At 43.4% G+C, this 22,361-nt stretch carries 19 protein-coding genes; 5 read left to right on the top strand and 14 right to left on the bottom strand.

The window, feature by feature from the left end; all coding sequences use genetic code 11:
- Nucleotides 1–12: 12 nt before the first annotated feature.
- From L2740_RS12245 to L2740_RS12180, 14 genes are all read right to left on the bottom strand, one after another.
- Nucleotides 13–1,233: a type II secretion system F family protein gene (locus tag L2740_RS12245; RefSeq protein ID WP_248950480.1), complete on the bottom strand. Its 1,221-nt coding sequence runs from the start codon at nucleotides 1,231–1,233 to the stop codon at nucleotides 13–15.
- Nucleotides 1,234–1,235: 2 nt separating this feature from the next.
- On the bottom strand, nucleotides 1,236–2,969 hold the full coding sequence (locus tag L2740_RS12240) for a GspE/PulE family protein (RefSeq protein WP_248950479.1): 1,734 nt from the start codon (nucleotides 2,967–2,969) through the stop codon (nucleotides 1,236–1,238).
- The gene (locus L2740_RS12235) at nucleotides 2,969–4,246 is read right to left on the bottom strand and encodes a tetratricopeptide repeat protein (RefSeq protein WP_248950478.1); all 1,278 of its coding nucleotides are present in this window, start codon (nucleotides 4,244–4,246) and stop codon (nucleotides 2,969–2,971) included. The genes L2740_RS12240 and L2740_RS12235 overlap by 1 nt, the downstream gene beginning before the upstream one ends.
- Nucleotides 4,243–5,151 carry an ExeA family protein gene (locus L2740_RS12230; RefSeq protein WP_248950477.1) on the bottom strand — a complete coding sequence of 303 codons (909 nt, stop codon included), beginning with the start codon at nucleotides 5,149–5,151 and terminating at the stop codon, nucleotides 4,243–4,245. Before L2740_RS12230 ends, L2740_RS12235 begins: the two co-directional genes overlap by 4 nt.
- A 2-nt stretch (nucleotides 5,152–5,153) precedes the next feature.
- Nucleotides 5,154–6,815, bottom strand: coding sequence for a pilus (MSHA type) biogenesis protein MshL (gene mshL / locus L2740_RS12225; RefSeq protein WP_248950476.1), 1,662 nt, complete (start codon nucleotides 6,813–6,815; stop codon nucleotides 5,154–5,156).
- A gap of 4 nt (nucleotides 6,816–6,819) precedes the next feature.
- Nucleotides 6,820–7,155 (bottom strand): MSHA biogenesis protein MshK, encoded by a 336-nt coding sequence (locus L2740_RS12220; RefSeq protein ID WP_248950475.1) that lies wholly within the window; start codon nucleotides 7,153–7,155, stop codon nucleotides 6,820–6,822.
- Nucleotides 7,136–7,792, bottom strand: coding sequence for a type 4a pilus biogenesis protein PilO (locus tag L2740_RS12215; protein WP_248950474.1), 657 nt, complete (start codon nucleotides 7,790–7,792; stop codon nucleotides 7,136–7,138). Before L2740_RS12215 ends, L2740_RS12220 begins: the two co-directional genes overlap by 20 nt.
- Nucleotides 7,789–8,397 carry a PilN domain-containing protein gene (locus tag L2740_RS12210; RefSeq protein WP_248950473.1) on the bottom strand — a complete coding sequence of 203 codons (609 nt, stop codon included), beginning with the start codon at nucleotides 8,395–8,397 and terminating at the stop codon, nucleotides 7,789–7,791. Before L2740_RS12210 ends, L2740_RS12215 begins: the two co-directional genes overlap by 4 nt.
- A complete protein-coding gene (locus L2740_RS12205) occupies nucleotides 8,394–9,275 on the bottom strand; it encodes an MSHA biogenesis protein MshI (RefSeq protein ID WP_248950472.1) in 882 nt (293 codons plus the stop codon). The genes L2740_RS12210 and L2740_RS12205 overlap by 4 nt, the downstream gene beginning before the upstream one ends.
- 213 nt (nucleotides 9,276–9,488) lie before the next feature.
- Nucleotides 9,489–11,396, bottom strand: a complete 1,908-nt coding sequence (gene csrD, locus L2740_RS12200; RefSeq protein WP_248950471.1) for an RNase E specificity factor CsrD — start codon at nucleotides 11,394–11,396, stop codon at nucleotides 9,489–9,491.
- A gap of 341 nt (nucleotides 11,397–11,737) precedes the next feature.
- Nucleotides 11,738–12,988, bottom strand: a complete 1,251-nt coding sequence (locus tag L2740_RS12195) for a malic enzyme-like NAD(P)-binding protein (protein ID WP_248950470.1) — start codon at nucleotides 12,986–12,988, stop codon at nucleotides 11,738–11,740.
- Nucleotides 12,989–13,194: 206 nt separating this feature from the next.
- Nucleotides 13,195–13,968 (bottom strand): thermonuclease family protein, encoded by a 774-nt coding sequence (locus tag L2740_RS12190; protein WP_248950469.1) that lies wholly within the window; start codon nucleotides 13,966–13,968, stop codon nucleotides 13,195–13,197.
- Between the two features lie 137 nt (nucleotides 13,969–14,105).
- Entirely contained in the window at nucleotides 14,106–14,318 is a 213-nt protein-coding gene (rpmE, locus tag L2740_RS12185; protein WP_220762057.1) for a 50S ribosomal protein L31, read from the bottom strand.
- A 201-nt stretch (nucleotides 14,319–14,519) separates the two neighbouring features.
- Nucleotides 14,520–15,275 (bottom strand): FimV/HubP family polar landmark protein, encoded by a 756-nt coding sequence (locus L2740_RS12180; protein WP_248950468.1) that lies wholly within the window; start codon nucleotides 15,273–15,275, stop codon nucleotides 14,520–14,522.
- 330 nt (nucleotides 15,276–15,605) lie between these two features.
- Here L2740_RS12180 and priA point away from each other — a divergent pair, with 330 nt between their 5' ends.
- The 5 genes from priA (at nucleotide 15,606) to hslU (ending at nucleotide 22,306) form a co-directional block, all read left to right on the top strand.
- Nucleotides 15,606–17,801 carry a primosomal protein N' gene (gene priA / locus L2740_RS12175; protein WP_248950467.1) on the top strand — a complete coding sequence of 732 codons (2,196 nt, stop codon included), beginning with the start codon at nucleotides 15,606–15,608 and terminating at the stop codon, nucleotides 17,799–17,801.
- 124 nt (nucleotides 17,802–17,925) lie between these two features.
- Nucleotides 17,926–19,671 (top strand): arginine--tRNA ligase, encoded by a 1,746-nt coding sequence (argS, locus tag L2740_RS12170; RefSeq protein ID WP_248950466.1) that lies wholly within the window; start codon nucleotides 17,926–17,928, stop codon nucleotides 19,669–19,671.
- Between the two features lie 10 nt (nucleotides 19,672–19,681).
- A complete protein-coding gene (locus L2740_RS12165; RefSeq protein ID WP_248950465.1) occupies nucleotides 19,682–20,260 on the top strand; it encodes an SPOR domain-containing protein in 579 nt (192 codons plus the stop codon).
- 150 nt (nucleotides 20,261–20,410) lie between these two features.
- Complete coding sequence (gene hslV / locus L2740_RS12160; RefSeq protein WP_220767023.1) at nucleotides 20,411–20,935, top strand: ATP-dependent protease subunit HslV; 525 nt, start codon at nucleotides 20,411–20,413, stop codon at nucleotides 20,933–20,935.
- A gap of 45 nt (nucleotides 20,936–20,980) precedes the next feature.
- Entirely contained in the window at nucleotides 20,981–22,306 is a 1,326-nt protein-coding gene (hslU, locus tag L2740_RS12155; RefSeq protein ID WP_248471083.1) for an ATP-dependent protease ATPase subunit HslU, read from the top strand.
- The last annotated feature ends 55 nt before the right edge of the window (nucleotides 22,307–22,361 follow it).

Raw genomic sequence — 22,361 nt, 5'->3', positions numbered from 1 at the left:
CACAGCAAATCATTAGCTACCGCCTTTAACCACGTTAAGCATATCCCACATAGGTAGATAAATACCTAATGCGAGGATCAGTACAATACAAGCTACAAAACCGATTAATATTGGCTCTAGCTTGGCGGTTAGGTTTTTAAGGTCGTAATCAACCTCGCCCTCATAAAAGTCAGCGGCATCATTTAGTAATTGGTCAATCTGTCCGGTTTCTTCACCAACGGCCACCATCTGCAGCACCAACGGGGTAAATAGATGGCTGTTGTTCGATACTCTTAGCATCGATTCACCAGACTCAATGCCACGGCGCATACCAACAATTCGATCGTGCATATAAGCATTATCAACGGCATCTGCCACCAAGCTTAATGCCTGCGTCATCGGCACACCAGCACTCAACATCATCGAAAAACTACGGCAGTAACGCGACAAAGTAGAACGTTCAATAATACTGCCTACAGCAGGGATATTTAGCTTCCACTTATCCCATTGCTTTTCACCTTTTTCAGTACTGTGCCAGTAACGAATACCAACAAAGCTAGCCACTAATACCACTATCATGGCGGGCCAATAATTAACAAATACGTTTGATGTATTAATTAGTAACTTTGTAGCCCATGGCAGGTCAGCACCGAATCGCGAAAACATCTCCGCAAATTTAGGAATAACCATGATATTTAAGATCACCATGGCAATAGCAATGGCGATAAGCACAAAGATTGGATACCGCATTGCAGCTTTAATACGGCGGCGGGTTTCTTGCTCACGCTCGATATAGCCTGATAGCTGAATAAAGGCATCTTCAAGCTTACCCGTGTTCTCGCCCACGTGAACCATAGATACAAACAAGGCATCAAACACATCGGGATGCTGATTCATTGCCGAAGAAAGCGGACGACCAGAGGTTAGCTGTTCAGAAATATCATCAAGCGCCTCTTTCATACGTTGCGAGTGAGTCGTTTCAGAAAGGCCCGCGATCGCTCTTAAGATTGGGATCCCTGAGCGGGTCAATGAATACATCTGCCGAGTAAAGATCTGCAGCTCGTCTAAAGCCACTTTTCCTTTAAATAAGCCCTTAAGGCTAAACTCTTTAACCTCTTTGGCTAATGTCAGTTCTAGCGGAATCACCCCACGGGACATAAGCTGATCGGCAGCCGCGCTCTCAGAACTGGCATCGAGTATGCCTTTTATCTGTTCGCCTTGGGCACTGCGTCCACGGTACTGATACGATGGCATAATTAAGCCTCACCTTGCTCAAGTGCAATATCGCTCACGTCTTCAACTAACTTAGCCACTTCTTCAATCGTCGTCATTCCTTGAGCTAAATACTTTAGTGCTGATTCAGCTAACGGCGTGAAATTAGGACTTTGATAAGCTGCGCGGGTAAAGTCTTGCGGATTGCCGGTGCGCATAGCCTCAATCATTGCTTCATCAAGCTCTAAGATCTCAAACACACCAATTCGACCACGATAGCCACTGCCGTTACAGCTCTGGCAACCGCTACCAATGCGGAAAGTTGCCTTTGAGTAATCAAGCTGGCTTACATTAGATAGCCAAGCTTTATCTTGCGCACTAAGATGATAATCAACCGCGCAATTTTGGCATACTCGGCGCACCAATCGCTGAGCAATGATCACCCTTAACGCACTCGCAACCAAGTAACTTGCAGCGCCCATATCAAGCAAACGCAACGCACTGGTTACCGCATCATTAGTATGCAAAGTTGAAAGTACAAAGTGACCGGTTAATGCACCACGAAGGCCGATCTCCACGGTTTCTTGGTCACGCATCTCACCGACCATTATGATGTCGGGATCCTGACGTAACGTAGTACGCAGTACATGAGAAAAGTCTAAGCCAATTTTGTGGTTAACTTGAACTTGGTTAATCCGCGGTAACTGGTATTCAACCGGATCTTCTACGGTGATGATCTTGCGATCTGCAGTATTAAGCTCGCTTAAGATCCCGTAAAGGGTTGTTGTCTTACCGCTACCAGTTGGTCCTGTTACTAATAACATACCGTGTGGTCGTTTGATCTGACGGCGGATCCTCGCCAGCATATCAGCAGGCATACCGGTTTCATTAAGCGTTAACAGGCCTGCCGACTGATCAAGCAAACGCATCACCACAGATTCACCATGATAGATCGGCATAGTCGACATACGCACATCGATCTTATGGCCTTTGATCTCCATGTGGAAACGACCATCTTGCGGTAAGCGTTTCTCAGAAATATCTAAACCAGCCATCAGCTTTAATCGCAATACCAAGGCAGCAGCAATGCTCACCTCAGGTAAAATATTTTCGTGTAACTGGCCGTCGATACGCTGGCGAATACGCAGGGACTTTTCGCCGGGTTCAATATGGATATCTGATGCACGCATTTGCACGGCATCTTCAAAAATAGATTGCAGTAGTTTTACAACGGTTGTTTCGTTGTCGCTATCGGCGCCAGTTAAACTGCCAAGATCGAAAATCTCATCGGCGGCATATTCTTCTTCTAGCTTACCGGCAATTTGCGCAATTTCATCGGTACGACGATACAGGTTATCAAAGGCATCAAGTAGCTGTTCTTCTGTAACCACTGCAATTGATATCGCCTTGGGCGATAACTGCATCTCAAGGTTATCCATCGCCTGCAGATCCGCAGGATCGCTCATAGCGACCAGCACGCTATCACCATTATCTTCAACAACTAATGCACGATATCGACGAGCCTGAACCTCTGGCAGCAAGCTAACAACTTTAGCGTTGATGGCCCGTTTACTGATATCAAGAAATGGAATATTTAACTGCTGTGACAAAAACTGCAGTAGTTGTTGCTCTGTGATACACGCTAAGTCAATTAGCGTGCGCCCCAATTTCTTGCCTGTATTACGTTGTTCAGACAATGCCTGTTGCAGTTGCTCTTCTGTAATGATCTGCTCTTGTACCAGCAGATCACCTAATCGCATTTTTAACTTGGGTTTCACTAGTATGCTCCTAACTGCAGCAAACGATTATCGACGTATACTTTTGCTTGGGCGGATAAATTATCTTGCAGCAATGCTTGGTGATAAGCCTGCTTTGCATCACTGTATTTTTGCTGCGCATCTAAGGCGTAACCAAGTCCCATCCACCAGCGACCTTGTGATGGCTCTTGTTGTGCTAACTGGCGGAAACTTTTCTCTGCAACTGGGTAGTCTTTTTGCTTTTGCGCTAAATCACTTTGCTGATGCCATTTTTCAACGGCAAATTCACTCGAATCCGGAATAGCGTTTAGGCTAAGCAATGCTTGCTGGTTCTGCCCACTCGCTTGTAACACTCTAGCTAACAGTAATGAAAACTCATATTGTTGCGGAAACAACAAACGGCCTTGCTCTAATAGCTGCGCCGCTTGCGGCAATTTGTTTTGTCCGTAATACAATGCAGCAGCTTGCTTTCTCGCTTGCTCAAGCGATGGATCATACTCTAACGCGGCTAAATAATACGTTAGCGCGTCACTGTGCAGTCCTTGCGCCTGCGCATCTGTTGCTAGTTGTAGCTGTTTTTGTGCTAATTGTTGAGGGGAAAGTTTAACCTCGGTAACCGCCATATTACTGCTGCTGTGAAGCTCTGCACTACGATCTACCTGATGAGAAATAGTTAGCTTTTGTGCGGCTTTATCTACCTTTTCAGTCAGTGGCTTAGTTTCTACTTGTGCAACTTTTACAGCTTGTGGCTTATCAGTTACTTTTGCTACTTCAGTTGCAACGACTGTGTCAGTTACAGATATGTCAGTTACAGAAACAGGCTTAGCTGTATTAGTAGCAGGCTTGCTTGAACTAACATTACTAGACTCTTGCACTTCTATAGATGGATCACTTTCTTGCACAGACTTTGGCGAGTTTGCAATTTGCGGCTCAGTAGAGCTTACAGCCGTCATTTGCCGACTCGAATTTGGCTGAGAATTAATTTGAGTTTGAACCTGCGCTGCTGATTCTGTAGCTGACGCTATTGGTGCTTCTACTCGGTTCAGCTTTTGGATTGGTACTTGCTTTTGTTCTTCACTAACAACGAGCTCGTCAGGAGCCTGCTTGAGCCCTGTGAAGTTAAGCGTGATAAATACAGCCAAACCGCCAATCACCAAAGATAAGCCACTTGCTAGCAATATTGGTTTTTTAGATGCGCGATTAGGCTGAGTCGAAGCCTGTGGCCGCGCCATGCTTTCAATACCATGAGGCTGCTGGCGTTTATCTAAATCTTTGAGCATTTTGTTAATTACGCTCATACAACGCCTCCCTTAAACCAATAAATTGCACCAAACGATATAACTAGAGTCACCACCGCCATTATTGCCAACCAAATAGGCTTATGCTGATGCTTAATTGCATCACTCGTGTCGTCAATCGCCGCGCCAATATGATGCTTTTCAACTTGCTGTGCACCTTCACCAAAACTGACTAATAACGCTTTATGGGATAACACGTTAATCAACCTTGGGATCCCTCGAGCCGCTTTCGCTATTCGCTTTGCATTAGTTTCGCTAAACAAGCGACCATTACCACTGCCAGCGACACTTAAACGATGCTGGATATAGGCTGCAGATTCATCATTAGTCAATGCCCGCAGGCAATAGCTAAATGTAATTCTTTGCCTAAGCTGTCTAAATTTGTTTTGCGCTAAACGTTCATCTAGCTCTGGCTGAGCAAATAGTACGACTTGCAGTAATTTTCGGCTTTCGGTTTCTAAATTAGTAAATAAGCGCAGCGCTTCCAGACTTTCATCCGGCAATGCTTGCGCCTCATCCAGAACCAGAATTATCGAATGCCCATGTGCACTTAATGCTAATAGCTGCTGCTGGATCAAACCTGTTAGCTGCTGTTGATCTATTTTGTTGGAATGCTTTAGGCCCAGCTCCATTGCTACAGCCCAGCGCAATTCTTCTGGTGTAAGATAAGGATTAGGTAAGTAAGCACAATGAAAACGTTCTGGCAGCTCATTCATCAATTTGCGACAAATAAGCGTTTTACCCGTGCCTACTTCACCAGTAACTTTAATAAAGCCTTCGCCTGTTTGTAATGCTGTTTGCAGTACCTGTAAGGCTTCCACATGCGGTGCAAGGCCAAAGAAAAATCCCGTGTTCGGTGTAAGTGAAAACGGGGTTTCTGTTAACCCAAAATGCTGCAGATACAAGCTTATTGCTCCTCTGGGTACCAACGGTCAAGTAGTTGCTGCGAACGCTTCAATTCACTTTCCCAAGTGTTAGCGCCAACCACTACAGGCTTAAGCAAAATAACTAATTCGGTTTTTACTGTTGAGTTAGCACGGTTGGTAAATGCTTCACCTAAGTAAGGAATATCACCCAGCAATGGCACTTTAGACACCAGCTCAATGTTTTCGCTCTTCATCAGGCCACCAATCACCACTACATCGCCGCTTGCAGCTTTAATCACAGTATCAGATTCACGGATCTCACTTTGCGCTAATGGTAGCTCTAAAGTATTCTCTGAAATCTTAATGGTTTTAGTTTGCTCTTTAATATCAATAACTGAGGGGTGAATATGCAGTAGCACATTACCTTGCTCATCAATTTGTGGGGTTACATCAAGTGCAATACCGGAGAAGAAAGGTGTAAGTTCAACTTCTGGAGTGGTAACTGGTGTGTTACCCGCGACGGTTGTCGATGATACATCAGTAACGAAGTACTCATCGGTACCCACTTTAATCACTGCTTTTTGGTTATTAGAAGCAGTAACTCGCGGGCTCGATAACACATCAACATCACCCTGAGTATCAAGCAAATTGATCATAGTGCTAAAGTCTGAACCAGATAACTTAATCGAGGTTACTCCGCCTAATACACTGGTTATTTGATCACTTAAGCCTGTTGTAGGGCTTGTGCCAAATTCGATATCTGTGCTGCCAACATGGCCTAAAACACTGTCCCAATGAATACCTTGCTGGTAACCATCAGATAAGGTTACTTCAAGCACTTTAGCTTCTAGAATAACTTGACGTTGTAGATGCGTTTCTGCGGTTTTAATGAAGTTGCGCACCTGACGAATTTCATTAGGGTAAGCTCGAATCGTCACAAGACCAGCTTGCGGAGTCACAACCACCTGACGTCCACCGCCAGTATTACCAATTATCGATACTAAGGTTTCTTGTAACTCACCCCAAAAATCTGTTTTGGTTTTTGAGCGAATAAACGTACCGTTAGTTTGCTCGTTATTATCGCTGTTAGAGCTGGAATCACTGTTAGACGAACTATTTGAATTACTGTTATTGCTATTACTGCTATTCGAATTTGAGTCGTTATTATCTGAAATTCGACCTGAATTTACTGAGGTCAATGAAAGGCCTTGGCGCTCCATATACAAATAATTTAACGAGAAAGTTTCAGTTCGCATGCCAGCAGGAAAAACACGTAAAATACGACCTTCTCGGCTTACTTCATAGCCGTAAATATCTTCAACAACTTGCAAGGCCTCTTTAAGAGTCACCCCTTTCAGCGATAAGGAGATCTTACCGGTTACATCAGGGTGCACTGCCACACTCAGTGGTGTACCTTGAGCAAGGCTTGGGAAAAATACTTTGGCATCAACATCATTAGCCGATACATCAAAGCGTCGCTCAGTAGGTCTTGCTGGTGTGTAACCTGCTAATAAATTATCAGATGATAACTCTCTTTGAACATCATCAGGCATTACTGCTGGCGGCGGTGTTGCTGCAGTCTGCTGCGCAGCTAATGAATCAGCCAGCGCCTGCTTTGACTCAACAGGGTTAGGCCTGTCTACCGTTTGGCAAGCCACTAACATTAATGACAGTAAAGGGGTGATATAGGTAATTGAGCGCATTTAATTATTGTCCCTTAAAATCTGTAATAGCTTGAAACATGGTCAACTTACGGCCGTCCGCTAACGACACAGAGTCCTTACCGATCCCAACGATTTTGACACCTTTAACTCTCTCGCCTAGGGTGAAAATTTGATTATTAATCACCGCATAGGCAGAGGTATTGTTTTTAACCACACTGTTGAGCACTAAATTGTTATTCGTAGAACTGATTACGACGTCTGCTTGACCAGAGGCATTACCAGGCAATGTTGGATCTCGCAAAGCTGCAGCATTTACGCTAAAACCTAAAGTACTGCACAGGAATGCAATCAATAGCGCACTAATCTTTGTTGGCAACACTGATAAAGTCCTTATTAATACTCAAGGTGTAAAGCTCTAGTGAAATAGCAGCTTTCGGGTAAGCATCAACGCGATAGTCCATACTGCGCCAATACAATTTATTCGGCATGCTTTCTACGGCTTCAATAAAACGCAACACCGAGAAATAATCACCAACCAGCTCAAGTCGAATGCCGTGACTATATAAATTAATCTTCTTCTCTTCACCCACTTCAAGTAACGGCTTAGGCGCAATAGATGTGAAGGATTTAAGAGTGATACCTTTAACTTTAGAAAGTAATCCCGCTAACAAGGTTGGCATATGATCAGCTGGCACCATATCAACCATTTGAAAAGATAATTGCTCATCTATCTGTTTATTTTGCTGATTGATATTATTCAAACGATCGCGATACTCAGTATCAGGATCTTTTTGCAAGCTCTCTTCATACATAGCAATTTGCTGTGTTGAAATGCGGTTTTCACTTTCGATACTCTGATTTTGCTGTGAAATTTTGCTGTGCTTTTCTAAGGCCGACTCAAGCGGTAAATAAAAAAGCAACCCCGCCACCACTAAGGTCGCCACAGCTACCAAAACCCGCTCTCGCTGGCTTAAATCATCAAACTTTTCAGCTAACTGCTGCCACTTTTGCTTCATTTCACTAACTCCTTATCGCTGCCGACGGCATCGCTAGTTAGCTTAAATGCTAGAGGCTGATCCTCACCTAGGCTCATGGTCATTGAAGCAAATGCATGACCTTTTAATGTTGTAGTCGTTTTAAGTTTATCGACCCATAAAGGCACGCCTTCTGGTGAAGAGGTGAAGCCTTCAAAAATATATTTATTTTCATTCACTTGAATTCGATTTAACCATAACTTGGCGTCAGCAACGCTAGCTAAATCTGTCATCAATGGCGAGTACCCATAACTGGTTAAGACTTCTTGTTGGTTCAGTTTGCCGAACAACTTTTGTTTTAATTCCAGTTGCTGTGCTTTTAACTCAACTTCAGCCACTAGGGCTTTATTTGGTCCACGTTTGGCAAGCTCAGCTTCTAAATCTTGTTTTTCGGAATCGAGACTCTTTTTAACTAACATCAGCTGTTTTTTGTCGGACTCTAAACTCGAATTTAAGCCCCAGAACACAGCCGTTGTTAGCAGTAGCAAGCAAACAAGTGCAACCAGTGCTTTATTCAATCTTGAAAAAGATAAGCGTAGTTCTGGCGGGAATAACGTATCAGAATATAAGTTAACTCTTAATTTCATTGCTGCTGACCTCGCGTGATTTCAGCCAACGCTAACTGTGCAAACACGGATTCCACCGATATGCCGTCGTAAGGCGTGACGCTCTGATCAAAATTAGCGGCAATTAAGTTTGCTAACGCTACACGTTCACCATCCATAACCAGCTCAATTGAAGATACTGGTGCTTCGCGCAATTGGCTTTCAAAATAATCCATTGAGCGTTGCAGCTCTAAACTTAAATTATCTGCCACACCGTAAGACAAATCTTCTGCAGAAACTTTATCTATCTGCAAAAAGCCTCGTACTCGGCGTTGCATAAATACTTCACCAGCTCTGACTACCGTTAGCAGTAACTCCTGCCCTTCTCGATGACTAAGAACAAGCCGAGCTTGGTTATCGTCAAATAGGTTGCTCATCGCCATTTCTTCAATAGAAACGCCAACCGTTACTAAACCAACATTTTTGGCAGCAATGAGTAGTGCAGATAATTGGGATTTTTCAGTAACCACTACGTTAACTTTATTAGTGGTTTGCTTGGATGACTCAAAATAGTCTAAGTGAATATCTGTAACAGCTTGAGTCACAATGTCTTTCACCGACCAAAGTAAAGCTGCATTGAGCTCTTCTTCTTGCACGTTCGGTTTGTCGACTAAAAGGAGTTGATAAAAATCTGCTGCGAGCACAATTTGAATATTGGCCACGCCAAACTCTTTCACAACTTGAGAAAAGGCACTATTCCAATCATGCTGATTGAAAGCGAATGTCATAGTTTTGGCAGCTACTTGGGCAGTAGAGCCTTGAAAGACAGATATTTTGTCTGCGCAAATATACACACCTAGATTTTGCTTAGGTGCAGATTTGCGCCAAAATTGGATTTTACCCAATAGGCTTTCTTCCATTAATCCATGCCTTAAAATTGTTCAAAAACTAATTCAATTTGCGAAGTTAACGCTGTTCCACGCTTAAATTAGTAAATTAAATATTGTCAGTTCTTATTTAAATAACGCAAGACTGTCATTATCCCTTTAGTGTAGCGGGTTATTCCTGAAAATTATAGATAAAACCCTAATTTACGAATCTTTATTAACAATAATTCTAAAATAAGAAACAAACTATACTTCTTCAATTGGCTCACTGAAAAAGCTACCTTGACCCGCGCTCACTCCGAGGATTTGTAATGTTTGCCACTCTTGGAACACTTCAACTCCTTCTGCACATACCTGCACGTCTGTTCTAAAGATCCCAGCAATCAAGCTGCGTACAAACAATTGATTCTCTGCGCGCAAATGAATTTGATTAACAATAGATCTATGCAACTTGATTAATGAAATTGGATAGTGATGCATGTATTCAGTACTTACAACCTGTTGCCCTACTCGATCAACACAGATACTTGCTCCCATTTTATTAATCATATCTAGCGGATCTTTTAACTGCTGTTGATGATTAACTAAAATATCTTCATTAACTTCAAAAATAAGTCTTGGAGCTAAGTGACGATATTCAAGCAATGTTGTTTTAAGCCAGCGCACAAAAGCTCGACTCAAAAGTGTATCTAAGCTTAAGTTAATACTAAATTTTAACGAGTTATCTTTATGTTTTGGCAGAACATCAAACATCACCATCTCGATAACTTGTCGTTCTATTTGCGGGGTTAGACCACATTTTATTGCCATAGGTAAAAACAAAGTTGCGCGCACCAAGTTACCTTGGGTATCTCGCAAACGACAAGTAACCTCTTGATGATGGGCATTTGAGTCGCTGTCCACCACCGGTTGAGAAAACAAGAATACTCTTCTGCTTACCAATACATTTTCAATAAAACTACGCCACCTTACAGAGCCTTTAGAAAGATCCCCGTCAACCGCGCCCTTGTCATACATAAACCAACTACTGCCGCCTTGGAATTGTGCCGAGCGCAAGGCCAGTTCAGCCTCTTCAACTAAGGCGTCTTTATCATCACCAACTTTAAAGTAAGCGCCGCCCAAATGGATAAAATCGTCAGGTAAAGTCACAAAGCTATTTAGCTGATTCAGGCTCAAACGTAATAACTTCGCGGCTAATTGATCCGCTTCAGCTTGGGAGATCTGCGGTACAACAACGGCAAACTGATTATATGAACGGCGAGAGAAAATACTGTTGGCTTTGTCCGCCAAAATTTGGTTTACCACACCGATTAATTGCAGTAAAAACTCATCCACTTCATGCTCAGCCAGTTCTCTACCTAATAGCTCTAGATCTTCCATTTCAAACAAATACAAAACGCCTGGGGTGATCATCCCCGAAGAGCCACTAAGCGCATCTAAGCGGTTTTTTAGAAACAGGTTATTACCAATACCAGTCTCTGAATCAAGGAAGGTATTTGAACGAATGAACTGATCAAAGCGGGCACGCTCTTTATGAGCATCATCTAACTCTAACAACAAATGAGTAAGCGCTCGGTTGATTAATCGCGGCTTGCCCTGACCTCTTTCAGCTAACGCTTTATCATGCTGTCCCGACAATATAAGACTCGACCTTTGCGCCAGATGTTCAATGCCATTGAGCTCGGTAGAAAACCAACGAAAGCCAAAACGTACAAACAGAAATACCGCTACGCAGCCAATAAAGATAATTAACATGCCATACCAACCAATATCACTCTTAGCAAACGGCTGCGGCATAGTTAACTGCATAGCTAGCTTGCCTTCAGCTAACTGGCTTTTGTACTGAACCCCGCCTTTGGCGGTCGTTTCAGGCTGATATTCAAAAATAAGTTTATCGCCCTGATACAAACTAAAGGCACGAGCGCGATAGGAATTTAATAATGGTGGTAACCATTCTTGAAAGCCCCAACGTTCCGGGCGAGATGACTGCTGCTCAATCAGCTCTTCAAGCTCTGTTACCTTTTGCTGTTGAAATGTATAGGTTAGTTGGACAAAGCTAACCATGGCAGTTAAGAAGCAGATAAATGCAACACCAACAAGCGACATTAGCCAAAAGCTGGTTAGTTTTTTGGTTAGGATTCTAGTCAGTTTCATTCGTCCGCTTCCCGCAGTTTCTTATTGGTTTTTATACAGTAAAACTCACACGACTTGAGTGCCAATCAAGATAAAATTCATACTCTCAATATCAGCTAAATTCTATGCCGCACTCAAGGCCACTAACTTTTGCGCTAAATTTTTGCGCTAAAAGTACAGCAAAGCAATATCAGTATTTCAGCTTATGTTTAAGTTAACTTGCCTATAAAAAGAGTGCCATACAGAGCATTGACTGATATTGACGGCTAAAAACTCTAAAATAGAATTACAGTTATACGTAATCCAAAAACACTGAGCAACAAAAAAGGGGCCCAAGGCCCCTTTAAGTGACGAATAGAATCTTACGATTCCATATAGCCTTCTGGTAATTCAGTAATTGTTGCCACGCCAGACTCAATTGCTGCAAGTGCTACAGCCTTAGCAACTCTTGGTAATAAGCGGCTATCCATAGGCTTTGGTAGAACATAGTTTGCACCAAATTCTAAAGAGTCAACATTTGGATATGCAGCTAAGACCGACTCAGGAACAGATTCTTTTGCCAATGCAGCAATAGCGTGTACAGCAGCAAGCTTCATCTCATCATTAATACGTGTCGCGCGAACATCTAAAGCACCACGGAAAATGAATGGGAAACAAAGTACGTTGTTAACTTGGTTAGGGTAATCGCTGCGGCCTGTCCCCATGATTAAGTCTTGGCGAACTTCATGAGCAAGCTCAGGCTTAATTTCAGGATCTGGATTTGAACAAGCAAAAATAACTGGTTTTTCAGCCATTAACGCAACATCTTCAGCAGCTAATACGTCTGGGCCAGAAAGACCTAAGAATACGTCAGCGCCTTTAATTACATCTTGCAAAGTACGCTTGTCAGTGTTGTTAGCAAATAGTGCTTTATATTCATTGATGTCGTCACGACGAGTATGAATAACGCCTTTTCTATCTAACATGTAAACGTTTTCACGTTGTGCACCACAATTAACAATCATAGTCATACATGCGATTGCGGCAGCGCCTGCGCCCATACATACAAACACAGCATCTTCAATCGACTTGCCTTGAATTTCCAGCGCGTTAATCATACCCGCAGCGGTTACAATAGCAGTACCGTGCTGATCATCATGGAATACTGGTACGTTACATAGTTCAATCAAGGCTTTTTCGATTTCAAAACACTCAGGTGCTTTGATATCTTCAAGATTAATACCGCCAAACGTGTCAGCAATGGCTTCAACTGTATTGATAAACTCTTCAGATGTTCTGTGCTTAACTTCAATATCAGTCGCATCGATGTTAGCAAAATGCTTGAAAAGCAGTGCTTTACCTTCCATTACAGGCTTTGATGCCAACGGACCTAAGTTACCCAAACCTAGAATAGCAGTACCGTTAGAAATAACCGCAACGGTATTACCTTTGCCAGTATAACGGTAAGCATTATCAGGATTCGCCGCGATTTCACGTACGGGCTCTGCTACACCTGGACTATAAGCTAGTGCTAGGTCCATGCTTGTTTGTGCGGGTTTGGTTAGGCAAACAGCTGTTTTGCCTGGAACTGGGAATTCGTGATAATCGAGAGCTTGTTGACGAAAATCTGCCATTTTTCTGATCCTGAGTGCAACTAATTAATATCCAAAGCGTATAAGGTCGACAACTAAGTGTTCATGCTGTTACTCAATACTGATCCTTTAAGAGGTATTCTCAATTGAGCAAAAAACAGTTAGTTGATAGCCGCTAAGATACTTGAATCTCAAGTCATTTCAAATAAGATCTTCTCATTTTTTAACTTTATCGCTATATATTATTTCTAAGGTGCATTTTCTATGGTTATCTGGGATAAATGCTGGGCATTCAGGCGATATTTACCGTAAGAAAAATACAATTTACCACGCACCAAAACCCGATTTTGCAGTAGTTTTAACGTCAAAATGTTACGAAACTTACCAATATCTTGCTGAGATATCATCAATACCAAATTATCATCAATATTAAGCTCAAAAACCTGACCTTTTCTTTCATAACCAGTGACAACTCCTCGGATCTCTCGCCATAAATTAGTATCTTCACGAGTAAGTGCGTCTGCAAGTAAAGGTTGATAACTTTTGTGAGCCCATAATCCAACTTTATTATCACGCGCTCGTTGTTCCACGGTTTCTAAACACTGCCAAAAATAGTCATTTTGATAAACTCGAGCTTTAGCGAATCCATTGGCCAACATCAACTCTTGTAGATGCTGTAAATCTTCAGTGTAAACATAAGCTAAAGTACGACCAAAAGGATCTAAACGCTTTTTATCAAACGCTAATTGTAATGTTTGCCCTGGCTTAACAATGCTAGATAAATACTTTTTTGCGTCGGTTGCATAGGGTTGAGAAAGGTTTGGGAATTGAAAATCGATTTCAGGTGAGTCGATACCGATAAACCGGATCAAACGACCATCAGTTAAGGTAATGGTATCACCGTCGTTAATATGCGCTAAGGTAACGGTTTCATCAAACTGGGTTGGCACACATTGACTCGCCTGCACAGCATAAGATTGCACAGTGGTTAACAATAATAGCACCAAAATGATTTGCTTCATGACCCGCTCCATGTCTTATACCAACCAAAACAAACACTAACGTACGACAAAATACGGTTGTGTGCAGCTAATGCAAATTTCAGATAGCAAAAAGGCGCCAGAAGGCGCCTTTTTTAAATTCATTGCAAAAGTAATAATTACTTCTTGCCAAGTGCACCAAAGCGCTTGTTGAACTTGTCGATACGTCCGCCAGTATCCATAACTTTTTGGGTACCAGTGTAGAACGGGTGACATGCACCACATACGTCTAGGTGTAAATCTTTACCTACAGTAGAGTTAATTTTGATAACGTTACCACAAGTACAAGTTGCAGTGATTTCTGCATAATCAGGATGAATGCCTGGTTTCATTGGAATTACCTCAGTAAAAGGCCATGTCGCTCTTCCAACCCGAAGTCGGACACCACATGCTGTTAAAATAAAATTATTTAGGCGCGGAATACTACAGCAACTCCATAGTATATACAAGCAACAAAATAGCCGATTAACTAATAATCTTAAACCTGACATTGAGCGGGTTAATCTTGCCGCTAACCCAGCTAGCTTAACTTATTATTTCATCGCACTAAATTGCTGTTCTGACGCCTCAGAATCCCGGTACTTTTCTAATATAGCAGGTGTAGGGCAACGCAATATTGCATCCGCCTTTAGTCCATGAATACTCTGCCGATTAAACGCGCTTGGATTGGCTTCAAAAATCGCTAACATGGCGCCATACGGACTCACTTTCCAAGCACTTAACTGACGATTGGCAACCCGCCAAAGGCTTTCTTTACCATTAAAGGCTAGCTGACAATCTTGAGGCTCTGTTACAGGGGCAATGCTTTTAAGCGGTTTAGGATCTTCAGTCCAACCTAAGGCTACTGCAAGCTTGTTATCAGCAAGCACTGCATTAGAGACTTGAGTGCCTTGCTTAATAGGAGTTAAACGATCTGCGGTATAGTGCCTATCCATTGCTGATTCCGGCATATCCTCATTAAATAAGCTAATGACTTTTACTTGATACCAACGGTTAATTCGGTACTCCTTTACGACTAATACCGCGTTTTTATCAGTCACGTCATCAATACCCGAGACTTGTACCATAAAGCCAGTAATTGGCTCTGACAGTAAGCGCTCCTCCCCGTCAGCTTGTCGCACAGAAAATTGCACTTTCTTTAGGCTATTATGCGAAGAAACTAAATTTAGCTTTAAGCTCGGGTGCTGACCCAATTCAAATAATCTTTTATTAATGCTCACATGCGACACCTGCGCATGGGCGGAAGTCAGCATAAAGATCCCCGCTAAAGCGAATATAATTCTCTTCATCAAATGTATCCCAGTTTGATAAACCTTTTCAGTGATTGTCGCTAAACCATTCGCTACAACGGCATGTACTCTGTTTCTTCACTGCAACACTATGGTTAGTCAACATTAAACCCTAACTGCAACTGTATAAATGAGCGTTCAAGTGATTGTAGTTTATGCTCTTTACGTTAAACATAACATTATAGTGTTAGCAGCACATTTACCTTTAAACCTTAGCAAATATTTTTGCTAACTTGAGCCAAGCCTCGGTGAATAAAATCAATTGTCGCTAGCTCTAGTTTCATTGCCTCGGTACACTTAACAACAGTCTCCTTTCGAAACAGTAAATCTATGCCTTTGTTTGTTGAAGTCGCTCTGCCCGTGCCAATGCGACAAAACTTTAGCTATCAAGTCCCTGAACATATCACTATTGCGCCGCAAAAAGGTATGCGTGTTCAAGTGCCATTTGGTCGCCAACAACTTATAGGCTTAATTACTGCAGTAACAGACAGCTGCTCGCTGACACCTAAACAGATTAAACCCATAGTGGCCATTTTGGATAATGAGCCATTGCTGCCTGAATCACTTTATAAACTCACCGCATGGGCTGCAAGATACTACTTTTGCAGCCTAGGGCAGATGTTATCGCAAGCCATTCCAGTCGCGCTGCGTAAAGGCGCTGAAGTAAAAGCTTCTAGCGTTACCTTATGGACGCTGACCAATGCAGGTAAAGAAGCCGATATCAATCAGTTAAACCGTGCACCTGCACAGCGGAAATTATTACATTGCTTACGTGAGCGTGATTTAGAACCGAGCGATATTACCAATTTAGATCTCAGCAAAGCCGCCGTAAAAGCCTTAGATGACAAAGGCTGGATTGAGAAAAAGACTCGAATTCTTGATACCGATTTAAGCTGGCGTAGTGAGCTTGAAATGACCGAGGAGCCGCACAGGCTAAACCCGGAGCAAGCCATTGCAGTGGCGACACTAACTCAACAGTCTGGTTATCATTGTACCTTGTTAGAGGGGATCACTGGCTCAGGTAAAACCGAAGTCTACTTAGCCATGCTAGAAACCGTACTAAGGCAAGGTAAACAAGCGCTAGTACTGGTGCCAGAAATAGGCCTTACACCGCAAACCATTAACCGTTTTCGTCGTAGATTCAATGTTAAAGTTGCGGTGATTCACTCAGGGCTTACCGACAACCAAAGACTGGATGCGTGGCGCCAAGCTAAATCTGGTGAAGCAGCGATTATTATCGGCACCCGCTCAGCGTTGTTTACCCCAATGCTTTACCCTGGAGTAATCATCTTAGATGAAGAGCACGACTCAAGCTTTAAACAACAAGAAGGTGTCGGTTACCACGCCCGCGACTTAGCGGTTATGCGTGGACATTTAGAACAAGTGCCAGTAGTTCTAGGCACTGCAACACCATCACTAGAAACCTTACAAAATGCCTTAAATGGTCGTTATCAACACCTGCATTTAGGCAAGCGTGCTGGCGCGGCTGAAAAAGTCCGTCAGGGTATTATTGATATTCGCAATCAACCACTGCGCTCAGGGGTGTCACACGCGTTATTAAATGAGATGCGTATTCATCTCGATGCAGGTAATCAGGTTATTTTATTTTTAAACCGCCGTGGTTTTGCCCCAGCGCTGATTTGCCATGAGTGTGGCCACCTGCATGAGTGCGATCGCTGTGATGCCTTTTTTACCGTACACCAAGCGCTCGGTGAAATTCGCTGCCATCATTGTAGCAATCAATATGCGATCCCAAGACAGTGCCACAGCTGTGGCAGTACTATGCTTGCAGGACAAGGCGTGGGTACCGAGCAACTGGCGTCATTTTTAGAAAAAGAATTTCCAAATCATCCTGTGGTGCGCATCGACCGAGACACCACGCGCAATAAAGGATCACTTGAAAGCCACCTTAATGCGATTCATAAAGGTGAATACAAAATCCTTGTCGGCACGCAGATGTTAGCCAAGGGCCATCATTTTCCTGATGTGACTTTAGTGGGGCTACTTGATGTTGATGGTGCATTATTTAGTGCAGACTTTAGAGCGCCAGAGCGCTTCGGCCAACTTTATACTCAGGTGTCAGGGCGTGCTGGCCGCGCGACAAAACCGGGCACTGTATTGCTGCAAACTCACCAAAGTGACAATGCCATGCTGCGTGAGCTGATGCACAAAGGCTACGGGGAATTTGCCCGCAATCAGTTGTTTGAACGTACCCAAGCACTATTACCACCAGCTTGGCACATGATTCTGATCCGTGCCGAGGCGCACCAAGCTATCGATGCTGATAATTTGCTCAGCCAAATAGGCGCACTGCTGCCACAAGATGATGAATGCGAAGTGATTGGTCCAATGCCTGCGCCGCTTGATAGAAAGGCCGGAAAATATCGCCGCCAGTTATTATTCCAGACAAAAAACCGTAATAGACTTCAGGCAGAATTTGAACGTGCATTACCACAAATAGAGCAATTGCCACTGGCTAAAAAATGTCGTTGGAGTATTGATAGAGATCCACAAGATCTGCTTTAAATCGACTTTATTCGCTTCAATGCAGAAAAAGTTCGCTAGAGGATAGTAATTCACCGCCACTAGCGGCTAAAATAGTCGGTTACTCCTTATTATTTTTCTTTATGTAAGTGTCGATTAAACGCCAATGAAATCACATACTCAATCTTTACTCGCTGAATCTTTAAATGCCCTTAAACAACAAGGGATTGTTCCTGCTGACTTTGAAGCTCGCATTCAAGTTGACCGAACGAAAGATAAAAGCCACGGTGATTTTGCAACGAACTTGGCAATGATGCTAACTAAAGCTGCAGGCAAAAATCCTCGTGAAATTGCACAACTGCTAATTGATAACCTACCAACTTCAGCACATGTTGAAAAAGTAGAGATCGCAGGCCCAGGTTTTATCAACTTCTTTATTGATGATAACGCCCTTGCTAACCAATTGATGACTGCTTTAAACAGCGACACATTTGGGATCGACCTACCAGCACCACAAACTGTGGTAGTTGATTACTCTTCACCAAACCTAGCGAAAGAGATGCACGTAGGTCACCTACGTTCAACCATTATTGGTGACAGTGTGGTACGCGCCCTTGAATTTATGGGCCACAAGGTTATTCGTCAAAACCACGTAGGCGACTGGGGTACTCAGTTTGGTATGCTGCTTGCGTACATGGAAGAGCTTCAAGCTGCCAATGGCGAGCAAGCTAAGATGGAACTAGCAGATCTAGAGACATTCTACCGCGCTGCTAAAGTCCGTTTTGACGAGTCAGAAGAATTTGCCACTCGTGCACGTAAATTGGTTGTTGAACTGCAATCAGGCGACGATTACTGCAACAAACTATGGCGCGAATTTAACGACATTTCGCTAAGCCACTGTCATGAGCTATATGAGCGTTTAGGCGTGAGCCTAACTCGCGCAGATGTTCGCGGTGAAAGCGCTTACAACAGCGATCTTGCCCAAGTAGTAGCCGATCTAGATGCACAAGGCCTGCTGTCTGAAAGCAATGGCGCTAAAGTTGTTTTCCAAGACGAATTCAAAAACAAAGAAGGCGAGCCACTGCCGGTTATTATCCAAAAAGCCGACGGCGGTTACCTATATGCCACTAGCGATCTCGCAGCAATGCGTTACCGCTCGAATGTACTAAACGCTGATCGCGCGCTGTACTTCGTTGATTTACGTCAAGCACTGCACTTCCAGCAAGTATTCAAGCTAGCTAAAACAGCTAAGTTTGTTCGTGAAGAAATGAGCTTCGAGCACATGGGCTTTGGTACCATGAACGGTGAAGATGGTCGTCCATTTAAGACACGTTCTGGTGGCGTTGTTAAGCTGATTGACCTGCTAAAAGAAGCCGATACTCGCGCACTAGAGCTTGTTCGTAGCAAAAATCCAGAAATGGATGAAGCTGAACTTGCTGAGATTGCCCGTGTTGTGGGTATTGCATCAGTTAAATATGCCGATCTTTCAAAAAACCGTGCCAGTGACTATATCTTCAGCTTCGAGCAGATGCTGAGCTTTGAAGGTAACACTGCGCCATACCTACTTTACGCTTACACGCGTGTAGCGGGGATCTTTAAGCGTGCTCAAGACGTTGATTTAAGCGATGCGAAAATCATTCTAGAACACGAAAAAGAGAAAGACCTAGGCACTAAGCTAGCTCAGTTTGGCGAAGTCATGGCACGTATGGTTAGCAAAGGTCAGCCACATGCCCTTTGTGGTTACCTATTCGAACTTGCGGGTGCATTCTCAAGCTTCTACGAAGCATGTCCTGTACTAGCAGCAGAATCAGAAGAGCTTAAGAAGAGCCGTCTACTATTGTCACAGCTTACCGCTAAGACGCTAAAGCAAGGCTTAAATCTTCTTGGTCTAGAAACTTTAGAACGGATGTAAGCTGTAGCTCATGACAAATCGTGATTATGCAAATCGTAAGCCTGCTCGAAAAGGTAAGAACAGCGCTCGCAAAAAGAGCTCAAAAGGAAGCGCCCCTAAGCGCTTTCCAATTTTGCTAGGGCTGATCACGCTTGCAGGTATTGCTAGCTTTGGTTATTTACTATGGATTTTAAGCAGTTCAGGTGAGCCAGAAACAACTGCACCTGTAGTTGTTGAACAACCAAAGAAAAAGCCAGTTAAGAAAGATCCGGACGCCCTTCCTCCAGTGCCAAAAGAGGAATGGACCTACCTTGAAGAGCTAGAGAACAAAAAGGTTGAAGTTGATCTTCCTGAAGTATCAACTAAGCCAAAACGTCCTTACCAAATGCAATGTGGCTCGTTTAGAAAAGAGTCGCAAGCTAATGAACTGAAAGCGATTATTGCTTTCCAAGGTTTAGAGGCGCAAGTACGTAAGGCAACAGGCAGTAGCGGCGTTTGGTACAAAGTAGTCCTAGGTCCTTACGACAAAAAGCGCGATGCCGAAAGACAACGCCACGTGCTACAAAACAACGGAACCAACGGTTGTCAAATCTGGTTCTGGGAAGGCTAACCGTAAACGCCTAATCGAAAACGCTGCCCTGTGCGGCGTTTTTTTATGCCTGCAAGACAACGCCCCCTTGATATTCAGTAACCCATCCCCATATCTCTATTATCGTCAACCAGCAGGCATAATGTCGCTGGCTAGAGAAGAGGATTTATTGTGACCACTATCGTATCAGTACGCCGAAATAACCAAGTAGTTATCGCCGGTGATGGCCAAGTTTCTCTCGGTAACACCGTTATGAAAGGCAATGCTAGAAAAGTTCGTCGTTTGTACCACAACAAGGTACTAGCGGGCTTTGCTGGCGGTACAGCCGATGCATTCACCCTATTCGAGCGTTTCGAGGCTAAACTTGAAATGCACCAAGGTCACCTAATGCGCGCAGCCGTTGAAATGGCTAAAGACTGGCGCTCAGATAAAGTATTACGCAAGCTTGAAGCATTGCTTGCTGTGGCCGATGCTGAATCTTCATTAATCATTACCGGTAACGGTGATGTGGTTCAGCCTGAAAATGATCTTATCGCGATTGGTTCTGGTGGCAACTTTGCCCAATCAGCAGCGACTGCACTACTTGAAAACACTGACTTGAGTGCACTCGAAATTGCTGAAAAATCGCTAACAATTGCTGGTGACATCTGTGTATTCACCAACCAATTTAAGACAATTGAAGAATTAAAGTACTAAGCCTACGCGCTAAGTAAAAAATGCTGTAAAGCATGAGGAAAGAATATGTCTGAAATGACACCACGTGAAATTGTTCACGAGCTAGATAGCCACATTATCGGCCAACAAAAAGCCAAGCGTTCAGTGGCTATTGCACTGCGTAACCGCTGGCGCCGTATGCAGCTTGCTGCAGATCTTCGCCAAGAAGTAACACCAAAGAACATTCTTATGATTGGTCCTACTGGTGTAGGTAAAACTGAGATTGCTCGCCGTTTAGCGCGTCTTGCAAAAGCGCCTTTCATTAAAGTTGAAGCGACTAAGTTCACGGAAGTGGGTTATGTAGGTAAAGAAGTCGAACAGATCATTCGCGATCTAACAGACTCTGCCATCAAGCTTACTCGTGAAGAGCAAATTAAAAAGTGCAAATTCCGCGCTGAAGAAGCTGCAGAAGAACGTATTTTAGATGCCTTGCTACCTAAGCCAAAAGAAGATTGGGATAGCGAAAAGTCTGACGACAGTGCAACTCGTCAAATCTTCCGTAAAAAGCTACGTGAAGGTCAGCTAGACGATAAAGAAATTGAGATCGATATTGCTGCGCCTCAAGCGGGCATTGAGATCATGTCTCCTCCAGGTATGGAAGAGATGACTAACCAACTTCAAAGCATGTTCCAAAATATGGGACCAGGTGCCAGCAAGCGCCGTAAAATGCCAATCAAAGAAGCTTACAAGCTATTGATTGAAGAAGAAGCCTCTAAGTTAGTTAATCAAGAAGACTTGAAAGAACAAGCGATCGAGCTAGTAGAACAGCACGGTATCGTGTTCTTAGATGAGATCGATAAAATCTGTAAGCGTGGCGAATCGTCAGGCCCTGATGTTTCTCGTGAAGGTGTACAGCGTGACCTACTGCCTCTTGTTGAAGGTTGTACGGTAAACACTAAACACGGCATGGTTAAAACCGATCACATCTTGTTCATCGCATCGGGTGCATTCCAGATGTCTAAGCCATCTGACTTGATCCCTGAGCTTCAAGGTCGCCTGCCTATTCGTGTTGAATTAGATGCGTTATCTGCAGGTGACTTTAAGCGTATTTTGACTGAGCCACATGCGTCATTAACTGAGCAATATATTGCGCTTATGGCAACTGAAGGCGTAACCGTTGAGTTTACAGAAGACGGTATCGACAGCATTGCAGAAGCTGCTTGGCAGGTAAACGAGCGTACTGAAAACATCGGTGCCCGTCGTCTGCACACTGTGATGGAACGCTTAATGGAAGAGCTTTCTTATGAAGCGTCTGACAAGTCTGGCTCTGTTTCAGTTATCGATGCCGAATATGTTAAAGCACACCTAGATAATCTAGTTCAAGACGAAGATCTAAGCCGCTTTATTCTATAAGCTCAGCTTAAACTCGTTGCCAAATAATGGCTAAATTAGTGATAGCGGTTAAGGA

Source organism: Shewanella pneumatophori (assembly GCF_023283895.1).
GTDB lineage: Bacteria > Pseudomonadota > Gammaproteobacteria > Enterobacterales > Shewanellaceae > Shewanella > Shewanella pneumatophori.
This window is presented reverse-complemented; position numbering and strand designations above follow the sequence as displayed.

Coding starts and splice junctions, on each gene's coding strand:
- L2740_RS12195 (WP_248950470.1), bottom strand. CDS start 12,988: ATGGCAGATTTTCGTCAACAAGCTCTCGATTATCACGAATTCCCAGTT.
- L2740_RS12165 (WP_248950465.1), top strand. CDS start 19,682: ATGACAAATCGTGATTATGCAAATCGTAAGCCTGCTCGAAAAGGTAAG.
- mshL (WP_248950476.1), bottom strand. CDS start 6,815: ATGCGCTCAATTACCTATATCACCCCTTTACTGTCATTAATGTTAGTG.
- L2740_RS12190 (WP_248950469.1), bottom strand. CDS start 13,968: ATGAAGCAAATCATTTTGGTGCTATTATTGTTAACCACTGTGCAATCT.
- L2740_RS12210 (WP_248950473.1), bottom strand. CDS start 8,397: ATGAAATTAAGAGTTAACTTATATTCTGATACGTTATTCCCGCCAGAA.
- L2740_RS12245 (WP_248950480.1), bottom strand. CDS start 1,233: ATGCCATCGTATCAGTACCGTGGACGCAGTGCCCAAGGCGAACAGATA.
- L2740_RS12215 (WP_248950474.1), bottom strand. CDS start 7,792: ATGAAGCAAAAGTGGCAGCAGTTAGCTGAAAAGTTTGATGATTTAAGC.
- L2740_RS12205 (WP_248950472.1), bottom strand. CDS start 9,275: ATGGAAGAAAGCCTATTGGGTAAAATCCAATTTTGGCGCAAATCTGCA.
- rpmE (WP_220762057.1), bottom strand. CDS start 14,318: ATGAAACCAGGCATTCATCCTGATTATGCAGAAATCACTGCAACTTGT.
- hslU (WP_248471083.1), top strand. CDS start 20,981: ATGTCTGAAATGACACCACGTGAAATTGTTCACGAGCTAGATAGCCAC.
- L2740_RS12180 (WP_248950468.1), bottom strand. CDS start 15,275: ATGAAGAGAATTATATTCGCTTTAGCGGGGATCTTTATGCTGACTTCC.
- priA (WP_248950467.1), top strand. CDS start 15,606: ATGCCTTTGTTTGTTGAAGTCGCTCTGCCCGTGCCAATGCGACAAAAC.
- csrD (WP_248950471.1), bottom strand. CDS start 11,396: ATGAAACTGACTAGAATCCTAACCAAAAAACTAACCAGCTTTTGGCTA.
- argS (WP_248950466.1), top strand. CDS start 17,926: ATGAAATCACATACTCAATCTTTACTCGCTGAATCTTTAAATGCCCTT.
- L2740_RS12235 (WP_248950478.1), bottom strand. CDS start 4,246: ATGAGCGTAATTAACAAAATGCTCAAAGATTTAGATAAACGCCAGCAG.